Origin of the sequence: Microcoleus sp. FACHB-SPT15, from assembly GCF_014849525.1 — a bacterium.
GTDB classification, from domain to species: Bacteria; Cyanobacteriota; Cyanobacteriia; order Cyanobacteriales; family Coleofasciculaceae; genus Symplocastrum; species Symplocastrum torsivum.
Genome location: NZ_JACJNU010000044.1, coordinates 120,627 through 139,901, shown reverse-complemented (window position 1 = coordinate 139,901; position 19,275 = coordinate 120,627). Strand labels below are relative to the sequence as shown.

The window sequence follows — 19,275 nt, the reverse complement described above, 5'->3', positions numbered from 1 at the left end:
TGTAAAAACTCATGGCAGTCAGGAACATCTGGTTCGCTAGAATTTTTTGAAAATTTGGCTAAAAACGGGAACCTTAACGGTTAGTCTAACGTCAATTCGCTAGCGAGGCTGGTTACTCCCTTAAGGCAGTTCTTGAGCAGCAGAGGCTTCCGCCATCGTCACGGGATCATAAAGTAATATAGTCGAAAACACTTGAGAAAGCAGGTGGATATAATAGCAACTGCTCTCTCACTCAGGGGCAAAGCATGGGATTGAACCTCTTACGTCTGTTTCAACCAACCGACCCAGACAAGCCCCTAGGCGGACGCTACAAGATTGTCAGCGAACTAGGGGCTGGTGGTTTTGGTCAAACATTTCTGGCAGAAGACTTACACTTGCCAGGTCATCCCCCTTGCGTGGTTAAACAGCTCAAGCCTCAAGTCAGTGATGCCGCAGGACTGCAAACAGCAAGACGTCTATTTGACATTGAAGCTCAAGTTCTTTATCAACTGGGTAACCACGACCAAATCCCTCGGTTACTCGCTCACTTTGAGGATAATCAAGAGTTTTATCTTGCTCAGGAGTTAATCGAAGGGGAGCCACTGACTCAGGAGTTTGTGGGAGGAAGGCTTTGGCAGGAGGAGCGGGTAATTGCCTTGTTGCAAGACCTGCTACAGGTTTTAGCTTTTGTCCATCAACAGCATGTCATTCACCGCGATATCAAACCTTCTAACCTAATTCGCCGCAAACACGATCGCAAGATTGTTCTAATTGACTTTGGTGCAGTGAAACAAGCCAGCACACAAGTTGTCAGTCCTCAGTCAGGGCAGACGAAGACAATCTCCATTGGGACTCAAGGCTACACCCCGAAGGAACAGTTGGGTGGAAATCCCCGCTTTAGTAGTGACGTTTACGCGGTTGGGATTATTGGCATCCAGGCGTTGACAGGAATTCATCCGAGGCGTTTGCAGGAAAACCCACAGACTGGTGAAATCGAGTGGCGTAACCATGCCGAACAAGTCAGTCCAGAACTGGCAGCATTTCTTGACCAGATGGTGCGCTATGACTTCCGTGTTCGCTACCCGACAGCAGCCGAAGCACTGGAAGCTCTGCGGAACTTATCAGGAACACCAATAAACGCTGAGCCTCCTACTCAAGAGTGGCTTGAAGCCACATCAGGATTACACCTACAACCACAACCGACTGGTGAAGCGATAGGTACTGAGGGAGATTCAACTCCAACAAATATTTGGGTGCCTACTGAACCACCTGTTCAACTCCAGCCTAATAATACAGGAACGCGAACTGGCTCAGATTCAACACCGACAAACTCTTGGGTGCCCCCTGAACCGCCTGTTGTGCCTCAACAAACTAGCGAAGCAACAGGCTCAACAAATTCGCGTCAGCAATCTCAGCATCTGAATTCGGGAAGCTCTACTCCAACAGTTACTACACCTAGTGTCGCCCATAGACGTTCTATTAAGCTTTTGCCAATTCTTGGTGTTTTAGTTGCTGTAGGTGCAACCGCTCTACTGGCAAAAACGCTCTTATCTCCTGAATTTACTAATCAAATTGCTGATGCGATCGCAACTAGGCTTGGGGAGTTGAGAACCAATCCTGAGAATCGCTCTGCACAGAAGCCCACACTACGTTTCCCTGACGACTCGGCAACCGAAAGCCCAACACCCAATTCTACCGACAAGCCGACGTCATCTTCTCCCGACAATTCAGCGACCGAAAGCCCAACACCCAATTCTACCGACAAGCCAACGTCATCTTCTCCTAGCCCTTCAACTTCAGCAAAACCGACACCATCACCAACACAGCCGACTGCGAAGCCTACCACCGCCCCCGCTCAGCCAACTGCCAAGCCTACACCCTCTCCCGCACAGCGACCTGCTACCCCTGCCCCTCCTCGTTCAGAGCCACAGCAGGAGGATGCACAAACGTATTGGAACAGTTGCTACAACCTGAACATACAGCAGCAGTATGCAAAAGCGATCGCCGCTTGTGACCAAGCCCTTGCTCTCAATCCAAATTATCCAGAAGCCCTTTGGAGTAAAGGGTTTGCCCTCGATCAACAGAAGCAACACCAGGAAGCACTCGCACTCTACCAACAAGCCACAACACTCAAGCCAGATTTTGCTGAAGCTTGGAGTAATCAGGGAGGCGCACTTCTGCTACTGAACCGTCCCGAAGAAGCGATCGCTGCTTATGATCAGGCTACTGCACTGAAGCCAGGTTTAGCAGCAGCTTGGCGCGATCGGGGTGCCGCCCTTTTAGAACTTGGACGTGTTGATGAGGCGATTTTTTCTCTCCAAAAGGCACTCCAACTTGAGCCGAATGATGAGTACGCCGTTAACCTGTTTATGAAGGCAAAAATAAGACGAGGGCGACTTTGAGGTTAGGCAGTCAGCTATCAGCTTTAACTGAGAAGGTTCTTATCACAATTTATCTGATGCTAATAATAAAAATACCTTCAGAGTGCCGCTAAATATAGATTGTGCAGCTTAGATGCACAACAGCTCTCATCTGAAGGTATTTTTCGTTTCTTGCTCTTGAGGAGCTAATGATAGACTTCGTCTGCTCCAGAGAAATTCTTATTTCAAGAATGTATCTTTAGTGCAGTGCAAAGGAAATAACTATCCAGTTGGACATTGGCTTACTCTACAAGAAATCTTGCTTCTGCATAAGAGCCTTCTTGCACTAGTTGTCAGACTTACAAAATTTTAGATTTCGGCACCTGGCTTAGGCTCAGCACCTGTTGGCGCTACGCTGTCTCGTAGGAAGGTGATTTGCTGCTCAAAGTCGGCTCCTTCTATAGCGCCTAGCAACTCCTTAGCCTCACCCTGCAATTCATAATTAGGAGGCATTGGTACAATCGTTGCGCTCTCCATCCCTTGAGCGAGTCGGTACCAAAATAGGAGCTTGGTGTTAGCGCTGAAAGAACCATACTCACGGGAATAGAGCGTATCTGCATTGGTTAGCAAATCACGTTGCACTTGCAGTTGTTCTTCGTGGGACAGTTCCTTGACTTGATTAAACAAACCCTCTGCAACCTCTTCCGCAGCCCTTCCGGGAGCAGCAGGTGTAATTGAATCGCCCATCTTGGTATAGACAAACCAAAGAAAAGCGAGTTGGTCATCGACATTTAAGCGACGGAAGGCTTCTAAAGCTTGAGTCGTGTCATCTGTGATATTGGCAATTGCCATAGATGTATCCTCCGATTGATTAAAAGTTATAGATGTTCAGTGGCTCAGAAAATTTTTTTTAACTTGCTCATGCATTAAACAAGCATGATTCATCCAGTTATTTCACTGTTTTTTCTATGATCCCGAACCACTGTCCATAGTGAACGAAATATTAATCTCGTACCCCTACAAGAAGGCATAGACATTACGAAATGTGAATGGAGTTAAACCCTTACTGAAGATAGAGGCGGATAAAAGCAATTACGGAAGAGTTAAGGAAGGAGCACTTGTTGGTTTTAAGAGGTTTCGAGAGTGGATAGACGCTTGGAAGGAAAGGTTGCAATTGTTACGGGTGCTGGTACTGGCATCGGTGAAGCGATCGCTCATAAGTTTGCCAAAGAAGGGGCAAAAGTCGTTGTTAACGGGTTGCCGGATGACCCAATTCAGGACGTGGTAGAGGCACTCAACGAATATGGTGGCGAAGCGATCGCTTATGGCGGAGATATCTCAGAAGAGTCTCACGCCCAAGCTTGTGTTCAAACTGCGATTGACCAATACGGGCGTCTAGATGTTCTCGTAAATAACGCAGGTGTTTTCCTGGTAACGGCTGAAACGCAGGATTACCCCATAGATGCTTTTGACCAAACCATCAGGATGAACATCCGTTCCGCCTTCCTGATGACCAAATACGCCCTGCCCCATCTTCAAAAAACACAGGGTAATATCGTGGCGGCTGGTTCAGAAGCGGGTTTCAACGGTGTAGCGCAAAACTCTCCCTACAGTGGGACGAAGGGGTGGATGCATTCATTTATAAAGGGTGTAGCTGTTGAGCAAGCCAAGTACGGTGTCCGTGCTAACTGTTTCTGCCCAGGTGCAATTGATACCGCTTGGACTCATAAGGAAACAGGTCCAATGGATGCCGAAATGGAGGAAATGCTAGTCATGGCAACTCCGATGGCACGACGGGGCACACCAGAGGAAATGGCAAATGTCTGTGCTTTCTTAGCCTCTGACGAAGCCAGCTACGTTACTGGGGCACTATGGCTAGCGGATGGAGGTGTCACAGTTGCTAAAGGTGCTGTTGGTCAACAAACACCGGAGTCACTACGCCAACCACCGCAGGGTGAACTGCGATTAGATCACTCGAAAGAGGGGCTAAAGAACAAAGAAACCCAAGCAGTTAGCTAGTGAATAGAGCTAGGGGCTGAAGACTAGGAAAAAGACTGCTCACAAGGGCAAAGCCGTGATGGAATTTTAGCCAAGGGTTGGTGAGATTCCACACGAGAAGCAGCCAGAGATTTACCTCTTAGGCAAACCTTTTTTGGTTTTAGTCCCTTGAATAACTGCTCATCTCTTAACAGCTAAATGAGGCACCTAGAACTACTTGAGGAAAAAAGGAAATGACATCAGGACAAGATATCGTTCCCAGTGAGCCGAACAAACCGAGTGAAACGAGCAACGTCAGTGATACTGAACGCTGGGGAACATTAGTTAGTGGTGGCGCACTTGTGCTTTTAGGGCTTAGACAAGGCTCTTTGAGAGGGGCACTAACTGCCTTGGCAGGTGGAGGACTACTTTATCGTGGCGCAACTGCAAAAACTGGCATTCAGGACACACTCGGTATGAACGACAGCATCAGGGTAGAAAAGTCTGTGACGATTAGCAATAAGTCACCTGAGGAGCTTTATCGCTTCTGGCGCAACTTTGAGAATCTGCCACATTTTATGAAGCATCTCAAGCATGTGAGCGTCGTTAATGAAACGCGATCGCATTGGATTGCAACAGCACCTATGGGTGGAAGCGTTGAATGGGATGCAGAAATCATCAACGAGCAAGAGAACCGCTTGATTGCTTGGGCTTCAGTCGAAGGGGCAGATATAGACAACTCTGGTTTTGTCCGCTTTCAACCTGCTCCAGGAGGACGTGGGAGTGAAGTCAAAGTTGTAATTGAATATAATCCCCCAGGTGGGGCAGTTACCGCTACACTCGCAAAACTCTTTGGAGAAGAACCCAAACAACAGATTGGTGATGACTTGCGTCGCTTCAAGATGCTGATGGAAGCTGGAGAGATTGCCACAACAGAAGGTCAACCCTCTGGACGCAAATAGCTGTAGTGGCATCTAGGAGAACGATTCAATGAAAGCTGTCTGCTGTCGTTACCTATCGCTTACCGCTAGAAGAAGCGAGGCAGGGATACGAGATGTTTAAACACAAAAAAGACAACTGTATCAAAGTTGTGCTGAAACCTTAGAAACAGAATTGGAGTTTTTAACAATGAATCAAGTAATTTTCTGGTTACAAAACGTTTTAGTTCGTGTAGTTTTAACGCTTTCCTTAGTAGGAGTAGCCTTTTTAGCTAGTGCAGCTCTTGGCTACGGCAATTCATTCCAAGCACAAGCTGACCCCTTGACTCCGGAAGCGACTCAGTATCAAGTAGCCAGTGATAGTAGTCCCTTCCAGGCTGAGCAGGATAGGGGAAAAGAGAATTTTCAAAATAGTGCTAATGAACTCTTCAAGCAGAATAAGCAACCCCAAGCGCCTTCAGAAACCACTAAAGAAATTGGAGAAACTTTGACTAAGCCTGCCAAGAATGCGAAGGGAACACTTGAAGGGGTTGCTGAAAATATCAAAGAAAAGCTGAATCTTGACCAACCGATTTACCCAGGAACGAAAGAGTTTTTGAATGATGTTCAAGACACAGTTGAGGATGCAGTTCCAGGAAGATAACGAACTGTAGAAGATGCGATTTCTTGATATATAGCAATCCTACTTGAGCTACAAACTTTTGCTGCTCAGATTCCCGGCTTCTTGAATAAGTCGGGAATCTTGGCGTTTAGGATTGCTATAGTTAATTCGTTAACTTCTGTTTGCAAGCTATTCCCTAGAAGTAAAATGCGATCGCATACTTCTAGAAAATATTTTTGGTATCTAAAATTACTTTTTTGAGTAAAAAGTAATTTTATTCGTAAAAATTATTACTACAGAAAGACTAGTATTGCATTTAAATTATCTACGCCGATAGATTGCAAATATAGGTTATTGAAAAATAATTAAATTAATTTAAATCAGTTTATTGCTTTCGTTCTGAGTTCCAAACCAGAGCTTAGAACAAAACCACTAACGTTTCAAATACTTTTATTCTCAGCAGCGCTATGATGACTTTTTTTAATCCGAATACTCCTCTTCTGTGTCGTAAAGAAAGTGCTTTTGCTCTTCCAGATGTTCCAGGAGTTTGGCGCTTTCACTTGCAAATTGGAAATACCACCCTTTTATCAACATTTTACACAAGACTCGATCAAGCTTGCATTGTTTGGGGTGTAATTTCAGCCATAATTTTCATTGCAGCTCAGTTTCTTCCTATTAGTTGGACTACTCAAGCTATTTGGTGGTCAAGCTTGAGTCTAATCGGTACGGTAGGTATGGTGGTTTTGACACCCTCTTGGATAAGAGAAGAAGGATTAGGCTGGATTCTCGATAGCTGGATATTTTTAATGCTGTTTGGTCTTGTCATTACAGACTTAGGTATTTTCTTGGGTTGGCCAGAGGTGTTAATGAATCTCTGTCCTTTGTGGTTAGGGTTAATTGCCTTGGGCTACTTTTGTACTGGAGTAGGAATGCGATCGCGTACTCTAACACTCACAGGATTAGTCCACCTGCTCAGTATCTGGATTTTACCCTACTGCGGTGCTTGGCAGTTTCTTGCAACTGGAATCATCACAGGAGGAAGTGTTCTACTGCTAGCTGAGTTCCAGTGGGATTCATTTGGAACCTGCGGTAATAAAGTTGAAGAAAATCTTTAGATTTAAAAGCAAAATCAATTTAATTTAGAAATAACAATCATGCTCTTCTACTTTGAGCATGATTGTTAAGCTTTGGTGTTAAATCTTATACTCAAAATCCTAAAGTAGCCACATTAAACTGCCAAATATTCAACTCTACTAAAAGCTTACTGCCTTGCATAAACCTTAGGAATACTTAGAAAGATAGTCACTAAAATATTTTTTGCCTTCCTAGGGGCTGATGCTCATTAAAAATTACTTTAGTTACCTAGTAAGAGTAACAGGCACTAAAAAATTCAGTGTCAAACTGCGCTCAATTTGGAAGATGTAATTTATCAATTTGACGGTTGAGCGCTAAGTCGAATTCAGGAAATTTAAATGTTTTATCACAAAAAGCAATTACAGTACTTCACTCCTCCTGAGCAGCCTGATCCAATTTATGCCAAGAGTATGCAGGAACTCATCGGTGGTGTGTTTGGCGAGATGACTGTAGCGATGCAGTACCTATTTCAGGGCTGGAATTGCCGAGGACCTGCTAAGTACCGAGATATGTTACTCGATATCGGTACTGAGGAGATTGGGCATATTGAGATACTCGCTACAATGATTGCCCAGTTGTTGGATAAGGCTCCTGTAACCGCGCAAGAGGAAGGCGCTAAAGATGCAGTGGTTGGTGCAGTTATGGGAGGCACCAATCCACGCGATATCATCATGGGAGCAATGAACCCACAGCACGCTATTGTGGCGGGTTTAGGTGCAACAACCAGTGATAGTGTCGGCTTCCCGTGGAATGGTCGCTTTATTGTTGCTAGTGGCAATCTCTTAGCAGACTTCCGGTCTAATCTTCATGCCGAAACCCAAGGTCGATTGCAGGCTGTGCGGTTGTATGAGATGTCAAATGACCCAGGGGTAAAAGATACGCTGAGTTTCTTAATTGCCCGTGACACCATGCATCAAAACCAATGGTTAGCCGCACTTGAAGATTTAGAAGCTGAAGGCTTAGAGTCAACCCCTGTTCCGAGTTCCTTCCCACTGGAATTGGAGAAGCGTGAGGTCGCTTATCAATTCTTGAATATGTCTGAGGGCGAGGAAAGTGCCCAAGGTCGCTGGGCAAGTGGTCCTTCTATGGACGGCAAAGGCGAGTTTGAGTATGTAGCGAACCCTCAACCCCAAGGACCAGCGGTAGAACCACCACCGCCCCATCCACACTTACATGGCACAGGCAAAACCCCTCAGAGCAGTGGTCAAGCCTAATCTGAAGACTCCGCACTGTCACTCTTTGCCTCATCTAAAATCACTTTTGACGGATTGGGGTTCTGAATCCCAATCCGTCAGCAGTATCCTACAAGATGAGGGAAACACGATAACCGTTGCAAGTATAGGACTTACGCACAAGGGCCATATCTGGTAGGGGCGCACCTTAGAGCGCCCCTACAAATGGTGTTTCAAGGGTGGATTTGCGTAAGTCCTGAAGTAGCAGGAAATCGCCTAGTTAGGCAAGCCTACGTCAATGAATGCATCAACACTTCTACAACGCACCTGCCGCTGTCTTATCCAGAACACCGCCAGATAGATGTGTAGTAATGTTCATGGCTTGCAAAATCGGCGCTTTTTCTAAACCATGAGGGTAGTCAATCACCGTAACAGCGCCATTGCCTTGTTTGATACACCAAAACGACTCTGCTTGCAAACCTAGAACATGACAAAGAATCACCTTATTGATAGCATCGTGAGCTACCACTAAACCAGTGTTGAGTTCTGTAGAAGATAAGGCAGCAGATTTAATGATTGCATTCCAACTTGCGATCGCTCGCTCCCACACCTGCTGAAGATTTTCTCCCTCTGGCATCTGCACCGTTTCAGGAGCAACTTGCCACTGACGCAGCAAATCTGCGTACTCCTGTTTGATTTCCGACTCTAATTTCCCTTCCCAAAGCCCGTGGTTGATTTCCTTAAGAGTCTCTTGCAGTTCTAATTCAACAGTTGGGTGAGATTGGAGAATAATTTCAGCCGTTTCCTTGGGACGTAGCATCGGGCTACTGATCGCAAAATCAATCGGGACATCCTTGAGAAACTCAGCCGCCTGTTGCGCTTGGCTTCGACCATTATCATTCAGTGGGACATCAATTCCTCCCTGGAACCGGGAGACACGATTCCACTCAGTTTCGCCGTGACGCACGAGCAATAAACGCAATCCTTGATGTCCTTCTCGCGGTGTCGGTAGGGCATCTCCCAAGTGAGATGTCTGATTAAGCGACTCTAATTGTACGAGTTCGCCCCATCTGCCAGCGAAGTTCAACACATTGATGCCACAGTTTGATTGCTGGATCGAGTGATAACGGGCGGGAGGAATCTTCAGGGCACTACTAATCAAGCAGCGATTGATACCGTTATGCGCTACGACTAAAATTGTTCCTCCCTGGTGGCGAGGAAGAATGTCCTGCCAGAACTGCTGTGCTTGTTCGTAGAGTGCCAGCACCGGAAAGTGTTCTCTTGAACCTTCTTTCGGGTAACCCATAGAGAACTCGTGAGGACGCTCTTTCCAACACTGGTATTCGTCTGGAAATTTTTCCTTAACCTCTGACTTAGTCAGTTTTTCCCAAAGTGGCAAATCGATTTCCATTAGGTTATCTATTGCCAGTAAGTCTGGAGGGTTTTGCAAATACGGCAAGATAACCTCTGCTGTCTGCTTCGCCCGTTGTAGAGGACTACAGTAAACAGCATCAAAGCGGAGGCTAGCAAGAGTAGCACCAACTTTGTGGGCATCCGCAGAACCTTTTTCGGTCAAGACTGACTCATCACAGCGCCCTTGAATCATCTTCAGGGTGTTGTAGCTGCTTTGACCGTGACGCACGATAATAACACGAGTAGCCAATCTTGAATCCTCCATGACCAAGTGCGTGGACAGTTCCCAGTTTCACACAAAGAGCGAAGCGCGTCCTTTGTGTCTCTCCAATTGCCAGGGTCATTGTAACGTGCAACCGGACACCTACTTCAACCCTAACTAATTTGGTTCACTAGGTAAGGTGTAGTTGCGGTCATAGAAAACAAATAGCCTTGCACAGCACGCAAATATTGAAAATAGTCTTTGGTACAGCAATTTCAGCTCAACTAAAAACACGTTTAAGTGCAGGAAAACGAGACAACACGAGATAATCCAGTAACAACACTGTCACCAATGAAAGACCAACGAGAGGGAAAACGATACCCAAAACAGCAATTATTGCGATCGGAACCTTCCACTGCTGAACGTAGGGTGGTAATGCCGGGGCACCAATCCGTCCAGACTGTTTCGGACGACGTTGCCACCACATCACTATTCCACTCACACACAGAACGATAACTACTAAGCAGGCAAACAGCATCAGCATTTGATTTCCCACTCCAAAGTATTTACCCATGTGTATCGCAATACCCATCTCTACTACCTTGGGTACTAAACCATAATCCTGCCACTGCACGTCAGCCAGCACTTTTCCACTGTACTGATCGATATGCATAGTCATTTCTTGGGTTGGATTGTCCGGAAACACCGAAACGGTATATACGCCAGTCTCGCCTTGTGGGAAGCTGACGCTGAATCCGGGAAACGCACCTTTTGCTTGTGCCAGTGCAACTACAGAGTCCAAGTTAACAGGTGTACCCAGAGGAATTCCCTTAGGGAAAGCTGTAGAACTAGCACGACTTTGCCCTGAATGATGTTCATGTCCAGAAGTACCTGATAGCGGCATCGGCAACTGCTCCACAGCCCACGGCACAACATGATCTCCATGCTGATTCAGTGAACCAGTTAATACCTGAGACTGAGGCACCTCATCCCATAGTTGTGCAGGGAAATGACTGGAAACTTGAGCAAACGTTTCTCCCCAAAATCCAGACCAAGGTAGCCCCGTAAGAATAAGAAAGGCAACCAGCAAAGTCCCATACAATCCAGAGACAGCGTGCAGATCCCGCCAAAATACTCGCTTATTTTTGCTCCACAAACGGGGTATCAGAGTTCCAAAAATCTTAAACCGATTGCGTGGTAGCCAAAGATACAGTCCGGTAATCAACAGCACTAGCCCCCAACACGCGGCAAGTTCCACCAGATAGTCACCGAATTTGCCAATCATTAGTTCACCGTGAATCTTGCGGGCAATGCTCTGGAGGTTCTTGTTTTCATCGCGATCGCCTAATACTTCATCTGTGTAAGGGTTCACAAAGACTGTTAAAGTACGTTCATCAGATGTCATTAATGTCACTTCAGCACTGCGATTCGGCGCAACATTAGGAGCGAATTTAGAGACTTTTGCATCAGGAAAGGCAGATTGGGCAGCTTCCAGTTGTTGGGTATATGGCTGCATCACACCTGTAGGTTGCACAAACATCTGATGATGATACATTAGGGCATCTAACTGAGGCTTGAAGAGATAAATGATGCCTGTCGTTGCGAGGATTAACATAAAGGGAATGACAAATAATCCTGCATAGAAGTGCCAGCGCCAGATAGTGCGATAGAAGCGATTGGTGGGGGACTCTAAAACTGAGGGAACTTCAACTAACGAGTTAGATGTAGATGCCATAGATGAGGGTATTATCTCCTGTTGCTCTGTACTTGACTCAAACAGTGGGAGGTATTGAGCAACAGATTGAAGCTATCTATACCAGGTAAGCTAAAGCTCTGCACTGTTTTGCCATCACTGGTTGAGCCATGGGTGCAGAAATTAATGTCAGTCAAAGGAAAACGGATGTCAAAAGACAAGCTGTCAAACTTCTCGAACCATTTCTGGAATGAGTGTCGCTTAGTTGAAACTATTGTTCCAAAGCCTTAATCGTGACACGGCGCTAAGATGCCTTAAAATTTGAAACCGTAGTCTCTTATTGTGCTGTGTATTCAGATGCATTCGAGATAAAGTTAATCTGAAGCTGAAACTCTTGCTACAGACGTAATTAGCGCAAGTTGTGTAACAAAAAATGACTATTAAGCGGTTGATTTTGGTTGTACTGACGATTTTTGCGATCGCCAAAGTCAGCCTGTCCTTGGTAGAAAGCTGGGGTCAACCTCAGATTCAAAGTCGGCTGGAACTTTACCAAACGAATCTGCTGCTCCATGCGAGCGAGTGGCAGCCAAATGCCGATCCAGCAACACCCTCAGAGTCAAACCCAGATTTGACAAGTGCCCGTAACACCTTAATCGGTACGAACCCACTTAAAACGGCACAAAACCAGTATCAAGAAGCGCGTGAATCTGCTCAGGAAGCGCAATCGAAAATCGTTGCTAAACTCCAAAAACTCTCAACCAACGAAGTAGCGGTAGCCGAGGATGCTGCCAAACCACAGCTACAAGTTGCTCCGGTTGCGGATACTCCTGGCTCCTCCCAACAGCGGCAGCAATGGGAAATGTCATTATCTCAAGTAGGACAACTGATTGATGAGCTAGATTTACGCCTTGGTATTCTGCAATCCCAACAAGGAAAAACAGACGCTGCCCTCCAAACGTGGAGTAAATTTACTGAGCAACAGACACAAGAGTCTTTAATCCAAACAGCGCAGGTACTAACAGGTTTATGGAGTGAACCACCGCGCCTGCTACCCGATGCCGAGTCACAAATTCAAAAAAACTTAGATAGCTGGTTCCGCTATCGTGCTTTAACTAAGCTGTACCAATTGCAGCAACGTCAGGATGCTCTAGCCTCGCTGCAAACCGAAGAACAAAAGATAGCTGAACAGGCAATTTTGAAATTAGGAGTAATTGGCGGAATACCAGGCTTTGGTGGTCTATTGGGTCTGATTCTTTTGCTGTTTTTGTTAAGTCAGCGACTGTTTCGAGGTGAGCGATCGCTTTTGGCAACCAATGCTGATGTCGCTTGGGAGACACCTTGGGATTGGGAAATTATCTGGCAAGTACTGATTTTTGGCTTTTTCTTCATCGGTCAATTGGCACTACCGATCCTGTTCAGTGTTTTGGGCGTAAACCCTGTTGGTTTCACGGTACGGATGAAGGCGTTTTATGTGTTGGTGAGCTACCTCTTAATGGCAACAGGTGGCTTGCTAGTTATGTACCTTTCGATCAAACCTTTTTTACCAGTACCAGAGGATTGGTTTCGCTTTAAGTTCCGCAGTAACTGGATTCTCTGGGGATTGGGAGGGTATCTGGTCGCATTGCCTTTGGTCATTTTGGTGTCACTAATTAACCAACGGCTGTGGAATGGACAGGGAGGAAGCAACCCGATTCTGCCTCTAGCGCTGGAAGGGCGAGATAATGTTGCCCTCTTAATATTTTTCTTGACAGCCTGCGTCGCTGCACCCATATTCGAGGAGATTATCTTCCGGGGCTTTTTGTTACCCTCATTGACTCGTTATGTACCTGTTTGGGGTGCAATTCTGGCAAGTAGTTTGCTGTTTGCGATCGCCCACCTCAGCCTTTCGGAAGTCCTCCCCTTGGCGACATTGGGCATGGTGTTGGGAATCGTATATTCGCGATCGCGTAATCTCCTAGCTTCCATGCTCCTCCACGGGCTTTGGAATGCTGGCACTCTCTTAAGCTTATTCGTCTTAGGTAGTGGCTCCAATTGAACCGCTTTACAACTTGATCATTTTGTGAAGCCCGTTTTCCTAGGCATCCCGTCCGATTTCAAAATCTGCCAAACCCTTGAATATTTAAAAAACTTAATACTATGGAGTTGACAGTGCAAAATTTCGCCTAAGCTCAGAATTATAGGTACTTCTTGCGCTTAGGCGTTGAGGCATCACAAGCTTTAGCAGAGTTATTGGCTATTCTCATGCAAGTTTCTTCAGATATTGCCCAAACCAAAGACTCACCGAGAGAGATGATTGCCTTAGATGTCACAGGGATGAAATGTGCGGGCTGCGTCAGTGTTGTAGAACGGCAACTGACTGGTCATCCCGGCGTAATCTCTGCCCGCGTTAATCTGGTGACGGAGGTTGCTGTTGTAGAGTGTGATGCGGCAACCGTTGACCCGGCGGCACTAGCGATGGAATTGACGTCTAAAGGCTTTCCCTCTCAACCCCGTTCTGCCAAGGGCAACGACGCATTAGCTCTACAAAATACTCTGACACCAGCCCAAAGGCGTGAACAAGAAAGCCGTGAACAAGTCCAACGCTTGATAATTGCTGGCATCCTGATTCTTCTATCAACCTTAGGGCATATCGGTCATTGGCTCGGTGCGCCGATGCTGCCTGTAATCAGCAATATCTGGTTTCACTGGGGACTGGCAACCTTAGCGTTGCTCTTGCCGGGACGTCCGATTTTGGTGGATGGTTGGCGTGGGTTGTGGCATCAAGCCCCGAATATGAATACGTTAGTTGCCTTAGGAACACTAACGGCTTACACAACTAGCTGTATTGCCTTGCTTTTTCCGCAACTGGGATGGGAATGCTTCTTTGAGGAACCCGTGATGTTATTGGGTTTCATTCTCTTGGGTCGTACATTGGAACAACGGGCAAGGCGGCAAGCCTCAACAGCCTTTGAGTCCTTGTTGGCACTACAGCCGCAGGTTGCCCGTTTGATTGGGAAATCGGCAACAACAGAACAGCCAGGAATTGAAATTCCTGTTGAGCAAGTGCGTGTTGGGGAGTGGTTGCGAGTTTTGCCAGGGGAAAAGGTACCCGTAGATGGGGAAGTGATGGCGGGGCAGTCGTCAGTCGATGAGTCGATGCTGACGGGGGAATCAATACCCGTGTTGAAGCAACCTGGAGACACGGTGACGGCGGGTACGTTGAATCAGTCGGGTGTGATTGCACTCAAGGCAACTCGGACAGGTTCGGAGACAACACTAGCTCAGATAGTTGCTCTAGTTGAGGATGCCCAAACTCGGAAGGCACCAATCCAGCAGTTAGCCGATACAGTGGCTGGATACTTTACTTATGGCGTTTTGGGAATCGCCTCCTTCACTTTCCTGTTCTGGTACCTTGCCGGGACAAAAATCTGGCCAGATATCTTGTCACCAATGACTGACGCGATGGGTCATATGATGCCCATGTCGCCGTCTCCGTTAGTCTTGAGCTTGAAACTTGCGATCGCAGTTTTGGTAATCGCCTGTCCCTGTGCCCTTGGTTTGGCAACACCAACAGCAATTCTCGTCGGTACTAGCATTGGTGCAGAACGTGGGTTGTTAATCAAAGGTGGGGATGTTTTAGAACGAGTTCATCAACTCGATACAGTGGTTTTTGACAAAACAGGTACGCTCACCAGTGGGCACCCCACTGTTACGGATTGCGTACCGCTTCGAGAATTGGCTCAAGGGGTATCGGAGGGGACTACCGCTAAAAAACTCCTACAACTTGCCGCTTCTGCCGAGAGTGGCACTTCCCATCCTCTTGCTTTGGCAATTTGTACCGAAGCCCAGCAGCAGCAGCTACCGATTTTGGCAGCTCAAGATTTTTACACCGAACCTGGGTTAGGAATATCAGCATGGGTGGAAAATCAACGGGTGTTACTGGGTAATGCTGAGTGGTTGTGTCGGCAAGGTGTGGCGCTTAGTGAGAACGCTCAAACTGAGGTTCAGGCGTTGGCAGAAGCTGGAAAAACAGTGGTTTATGTGGCGGCGGATGGGATTCTCTTGGGAGTGCTTGCTGTGGCAGATGTCATTCGATCAGATGCTAAAGAGACTGTTGAACGGCTCAAAGCATTGGGATTAAAGGTCATGATGCTGACAGGTGACCAACCTAACCCAGCTAGGGCAATCGCTCAACAACTCTCGATTGCGCCAGAGGATGTGATTGCTGGGGTTCGTCCTGATGGCAAGGCAAATGCGATCGCTCAGTTGCAAGCTGAGGGACACCATGTTGCAATGGTAGGGGATGGCATTAATGATGCTCCGGCATTGGCACAAGCCGATGTCGGTATTTCTCTGCACGCCAGTACTGATGTGGCAATGGAGACGGCAGGAATTATTCTCATGCGGGATCGCTTACTGGATGTCGTTGAGTCAATTGCCCTTTCCTTGGCTACATTCAACAAAATCCGACAGAATCTTTTTTGGGCATTTGCTTACAATACCCTAGGAATTCCCGCTGCCTGTGGTGTGCTTTTACCTAGCTTTGGTTTTATCCTCAGTCCTGCTGCGGCTGGGGCGCTAATGGCTTTCAGTTCTGTTAGTGTCGTAACAAATTCGCTTTTACTACGTCGTACCTTCAAAGCTTAAGTAAAATTTTGGTGACTGGTGAAACGACCAATGATGTTCCCTTCCCTAATGCTAGTCAGGAGTATTAAGTTGCTAATTGTCTCAAAACCCAATCCTGTACTACTGACAGCCCAACTCAATATGTCACAATAGATGGTGGAAAATTCTTAAAGCTAGGCACCAGTCAGGGTAACCAGACATTTTTGTCCCTCTTCAGATTCCAAGAACTTCTAACGAATGGAGCATATCGCTCGGCTCTACAAATGTTTATGATGATAGACTGAGGGGTCACCCGGTTGAGGGTCGGCAATCAGGGTAATTTTCCTAAAAGTTAAGGGAAGCTGGTTGAGAAGCGTGCCAATGTGAGTAAGCAAGAGCGTTTTTCCTAACAAATTGCACTCTTTATCACTATTTTTCGATGCCTCCACAATCACATCAAAATCATTTGTTAATCATAGAAGACGATAAGGGACGCAAGGAATTTCCCTTAGAGGAAGCTGTGTATTCCATCGGCAGAGATCCGAACTCTGACATCCGCTTGTTTTCGCAGTTTGTATCTCGCCGACACGCTACCTTAGTACGACGGCAGCGTGAGGATGGTAGCCCTTATTACCGGATTGTCGATGGTAACCTCAAAGGTCAGCCCAGTGCAAATGGGCTGATTATTAATGGTCGTAAGCTTCAAGCCCACGATCTCCAAGATGAAGACGAAGTAATTTTCGGTCCCCAAGTCAGTGCTAAATACTACCTGCTTAAGACCGATCCTCATCCAACTGGGCCACCAGATGAGTTTGATATTACCCTGATCAGCCCTGGCATGATTGGGGACCCAGAAGAATGGAATAGCTAAAAGGGTGGAGAAATTTTTTTAGAGATTTCTCAATTCGCCGGAAATTATCCGGCGACACTTTCGACAAGTTGCCACTGGCGATTTGCCGCTACGGCTTCCTGCACCATCTCAAACATTTGACGGCAGTGGTTGTCAACCTGGAGAGGCAACTCTTCGTTTTTGATGACGAAATTCATCCGCACTTCTTGGGAAGTAGCTGTTGATTTGTCAATCAACACTTCCACCGTCACCAGTTTGGCAAAAGCGATGCGACCAGGAATCTCCCTTGCCATTAGGTAATCCCCAGTGTCATAGATAATGTCGAAATTGCAGGATTGTAAAACCTCAATCAGTGAGTGCTGAAGGTGATCTAGGGAAACTGCAACTGTAAAGGAACAAGTATAGCGAGCCATATATAACCCTGGGCGTCAGATAGCTAGACCCTCCTATCATATCGAACCTCTGTTGAGGGTCATTACAGGAGGTAAAGAGGACAAACCGTTGCTCAACTGCTATCAGCTACTAGCATATTAGCGACTCATCCGGATAAAGATTACCAAAAAAGTGTATCGTGCAATGCTAATTGCCTGAAATAGAAGCTAGAGGACAGAGGGTTGAGGTAAAAAATTTTCATAATGTAATGTCTCGTTGTGCCGCTTGAGGATAAAATCTCATACCTTCAGAAAGCATGAGGAATTGGGGAATGCAGGGATTACTGATTGTGTTTGAGGGGGTTGAAGGCAGTGGTAAAACAACTCAGTTACAGCGATCGCTTCATTGGCTTCAAGACAAGGGAGTATCCGAGTGCCTGGGAACGTTTGCCCAAGAGATGTCTGTAGTAGCGACAAGAGAACCAGGCGGAACATCACTCGGCTTAGGACTACGGAAACTATTACTGGAGGAAGGGAGTCGCTACGAGAACACTACCCCTATTCCAATCCAAGACCGAGCCGAACTCTTACTGTATGCTGCTGACCGTGCTCAACATGTTGAAGAATTTCTTAAGCCTCACTTGGCTTCAGGTATGATTATTTTGTGCGATCGCTATACCGACTCCACGATTGCTTATCAAGGGTATGGGCGAGGGCTGGATTTAACATTAATCCAGCAGCTTAACGAGATTGCGACAGGTGGATTGGAGAGTGACCTGACGTTGTGGCTAGATGTTGATGCGGAAACAGGGTTAAAACGGGCACGACAACGGGGACGTGCTGACCGAATTGAGCAAGCTGACTTTGCCTTTCACCAGCGAGTGCAGCAGGGATTTCAGCAACTAGCGACCTCGTATCCCCAAAGAATTGTCAGGATTGATGGTAGTAAGAGCGAGGAAGACGTGCATTTGGCAATTCAGGAGATTTTGCGTCAACGACTTAGTCAATGGTACAGCAAGCTTTCGCGCCCCTAGTAGGGCAAGAGCGCGCGATCGCGCTATTGGAGGGAGCGGTTGCCAGAAATCGCATTGCACCTGCGTATCTCTTTACGGGTTCCCCTGGCGTTGGACGGAGTCTAGCCGCCAAAGCATTTATCGAACTATTGTTTTGTACAGATGCCCGTGCCGATAAGCAAGCCTCAATTCAAAAACGCTTACGGCAAGGGAATCATCCGGATGTACTGTGGGTAGAACCAACCTACCTCCACAACGGAATACGCTTGTCAGCGACAGAAGCGGCAGAAAAAAACCTCAAGCGCAAAGCCCCTCCTCAAATTCGCTTAGAACAAATTCGGGAGATTACCCAGTTCCTCAGTCGTTCTACTCTAGAAGCGTCTCGAAAAGTAGTTGTGTTGGAGCAAGCTGAAACAATGGCAGAGGCAGCGGCAAATGGCTTGCTCAAGACGCTGGAAGAACCGGGACAGGCGACGTTGATTTTAATTGCCCCTGGCGTTGAGTCGTTATTACCAACGTTGGTGTCTCGCTGCCAGCGGATTCCCTTTTCCCGATTGTCGCAGGACAATCTAGAAGTGGTGCTGCGGCGAACAGGTCATGAAGCAATTCTTAACGAGCCATCAATACTTGCGATCGCCCAAGGAAGTCCAGGAGAAGCGATCGCTTCCTTTGAGCAACTTCAAGCGATTCCAGAGGAATTGCTCAAGGAACTAACCAAGCTACCTAAGACAACCCGAAAAGCCTTAGAACTCGCGCAGAAAGTTGATAAAGCCTTGGATACTGAGGCGCAGTTGTGGCTACTGGACTACCTACAACACAGCTATTGGCACTCATTCTTATCACCCAGCATTATCCAACAGCTAGAGCAAGCCCGAAACTATCTCCTCGGTTATGCTCAACCACGATTAGTTTGGGAGGTAACGTTGTTGGCGTTGAGTCAAGTGGTAACTTTATGAAATTAAAATGCACATCAGCTTAGAACCATTAA

15 protein-coding genes are annotated in these 19,275 nt (G+C 46.7%); 11 read left to right on the top strand and 4 right to left on the bottom strand.

Annotated elements, in window-relative coordinates; genetic code table 11:
• The first annotated feature begins 245 nt into the window (after nt 1-245).
• Entirely contained in the window at nt 246-2,381 is a 2,136-nt protein-coding gene (locus H6F98_RS14995) for a tetratricopeptide repeat protein (RefSeq protein ID WP_192219500.1), read from the top strand.
• A gap of 327 nt (nt 2,382-2,708) precedes the next feature.
• On the opposite strand, the gene H6F98_RS14990 is transcribed toward H6F98_RS14995, so the two are convergent.
• Nucleotides 2,709-3,191, bottom strand: coding sequence for an orange carotenoid protein N-terminal domain-containing protein (locus tag H6F98_RS14990; protein WP_192219499.1), 483 nt, complete (start codon nt 3,189-3,191; stop codon nt 2,709-2,711).
• A gap of 291 nt (nt 3,192-3,482) precedes the next feature.
• Here H6F98_RS14990 and H6F98_RS14985 point away from each other — a divergent pair, with 291 nt between their 5' ends.
• The 5 genes from H6F98_RS14985 (at nt 3,483) to H6F98_RS14965 (ending at nt 8,203) form a co-directional block, all read left to right on the top strand.
• A complete protein-coding gene (locus tag H6F98_RS14985; protein ID WP_192219498.1) occupies nt 3,483-4,358 on the top strand; it encodes an SDR family NAD(P)-dependent oxidoreductase in 876 nt (291 codons plus the stop codon).
• A 212-nt stretch (nt 4,359-4,570) separates the two neighbouring features.
• Nucleotides 4,571-5,278, top strand: a complete 708-nt coding sequence (locus H6F98_RS14980) for an SRPBCC family protein (RefSeq protein ID WP_192219497.1) — start codon at nt 4,571-4,573, stop codon at nt 5,276-5,278.
• A gap of 166 nt (nt 5,279-5,444) precedes the next feature.
• Nucleotides 5,445-5,897 (top strand): hypothetical protein, encoded by a 453-nt coding sequence (locus H6F98_RS14975; RefSeq protein WP_192219496.1) that lies wholly within the window; start codon nt 5,445-5,447, stop codon nt 5,895-5,897.
• A gap of 425 nt (nt 5,898-6,322) precedes the next feature.
• Nucleotides 6,323-6,970, top strand: a complete 648-nt coding sequence (locus H6F98_RS14970) for a hypothetical protein (RefSeq protein WP_242058540.1) — start codon at nt 6,323-6,325, stop codon at nt 6,968-6,970.
• Between the two features lie 357 nt (nt 6,971-7,327).
• Nucleotides 7,328-8,203 (top strand): manganese catalase family protein, encoded by an 876-nt coding sequence (locus H6F98_RS14965; RefSeq protein ID WP_192219495.1) that lies wholly within the window; start codon nt 7,328-7,330, stop codon nt 8,201-8,203.
• A gap of 274 nt (nt 8,204-8,477) precedes the next feature.
• Here H6F98_RS14965 and H6F98_RS14960 read toward each other — a convergent pair whose 3' ends face one another.
• Both H6F98_RS14960 and H6F98_RS14955 read right to left on the bottom strand, forming a co-directional pair.
• The gene (locus H6F98_RS14960) at nt 8,478-9,824 is read right to left on the bottom strand and encodes a histidine phosphatase family protein (RefSeq protein WP_192219494.1); all 1,347 of its coding nucleotides are present in this window, start codon (nt 9,822-9,824) and stop codon (nt 8,478-8,480) included.
• Nucleotides 9,825-10,056: 232 nt separating this feature from the next.
• Nucleotides 10,057-11,511, bottom strand: coding sequence for a PepSY domain-containing protein (locus tag H6F98_RS14955; protein ID WP_192219493.1), 1,455 nt, complete (start codon nt 11,509-11,511; stop codon nt 10,057-10,059).
• 391 nt (nt 11,512-11,902) lie between these two features.
• Here H6F98_RS14955 and H6F98_RS14950 point away from each other — a divergent pair, with 391 nt between their 5' ends.
• The 3 genes from H6F98_RS14950 (at nt 11,903) to H6F98_RS14940 (ending at nt 16,924) form a co-directional block, all read left to right on the top strand.
• Nucleotides 11,903-13,504, top strand: coding sequence for a CPBP family intramembrane glutamic endopeptidase (locus tag H6F98_RS14950; RefSeq protein WP_192219492.1), 1,602 nt, complete (start codon nt 11,903-11,905; stop codon nt 13,502-13,504).
• A 206-nt stretch (nt 13,505-13,710) separates the two neighbouring features.
• Entirely contained in the window at nt 13,711-16,095 is a 2,385-nt protein-coding gene (locus H6F98_RS14945; RefSeq protein ID WP_192219491.1) for a cation-translocating P-type ATPase, read from the top strand.
• A 397-nt stretch (nt 16,096-16,492) separates the two neighbouring features.
• Nucleotides 16,493-16,924 carry an FHA domain-containing protein gene (locus tag H6F98_RS14940; RefSeq protein ID WP_192219490.1) on the top strand — a complete coding sequence of 144 codons (432 nt, stop codon included), beginning with the start codon at nt 16,493-16,495 and terminating at the stop codon, nt 16,922-16,924.
• Nucleotides 16,925-16,968: 44 nt separating this feature from the next.
• On the opposite strand, the gene H6F98_RS14935 is transcribed toward H6F98_RS14940, so the two are convergent.
• Nucleotides 16,969-17,316, bottom strand: coding sequence for a hypothetical protein (locus H6F98_RS14935; protein ID WP_192219489.1), 348 nt, complete (start codon nt 17,314-17,316; stop codon nt 16,969-16,971).
• Nucleotides 17,317-17,606: 290 nt separating this feature from the next.
• Between H6F98_RS14935 and tmk the strand changes: the two genes are divergently transcribed.
• Nucleotides 17,607-18,308 (top strand): dTMP kinase, encoded by a 702-nt coding sequence (gene tmk, locus H6F98_RS14930; protein WP_192219488.1) that lies wholly within the window; start codon nt 17,607-17,609, stop codon nt 18,306-18,308.
• On the top strand, nt 18,281-19,243 hold the full coding sequence (holB, locus tag H6F98_RS14925; RefSeq protein ID WP_192219487.1) for a DNA polymerase III subunit delta': 963 nt from the start codon (nt 18,281-18,283) through the stop codon (nt 19,241-19,243). Before tmk ends, holB begins: the two co-directional genes overlap by 28 nt.
• The last annotated feature ends 32 nt before the right edge of the window (nt 19,244-19,275 follow it).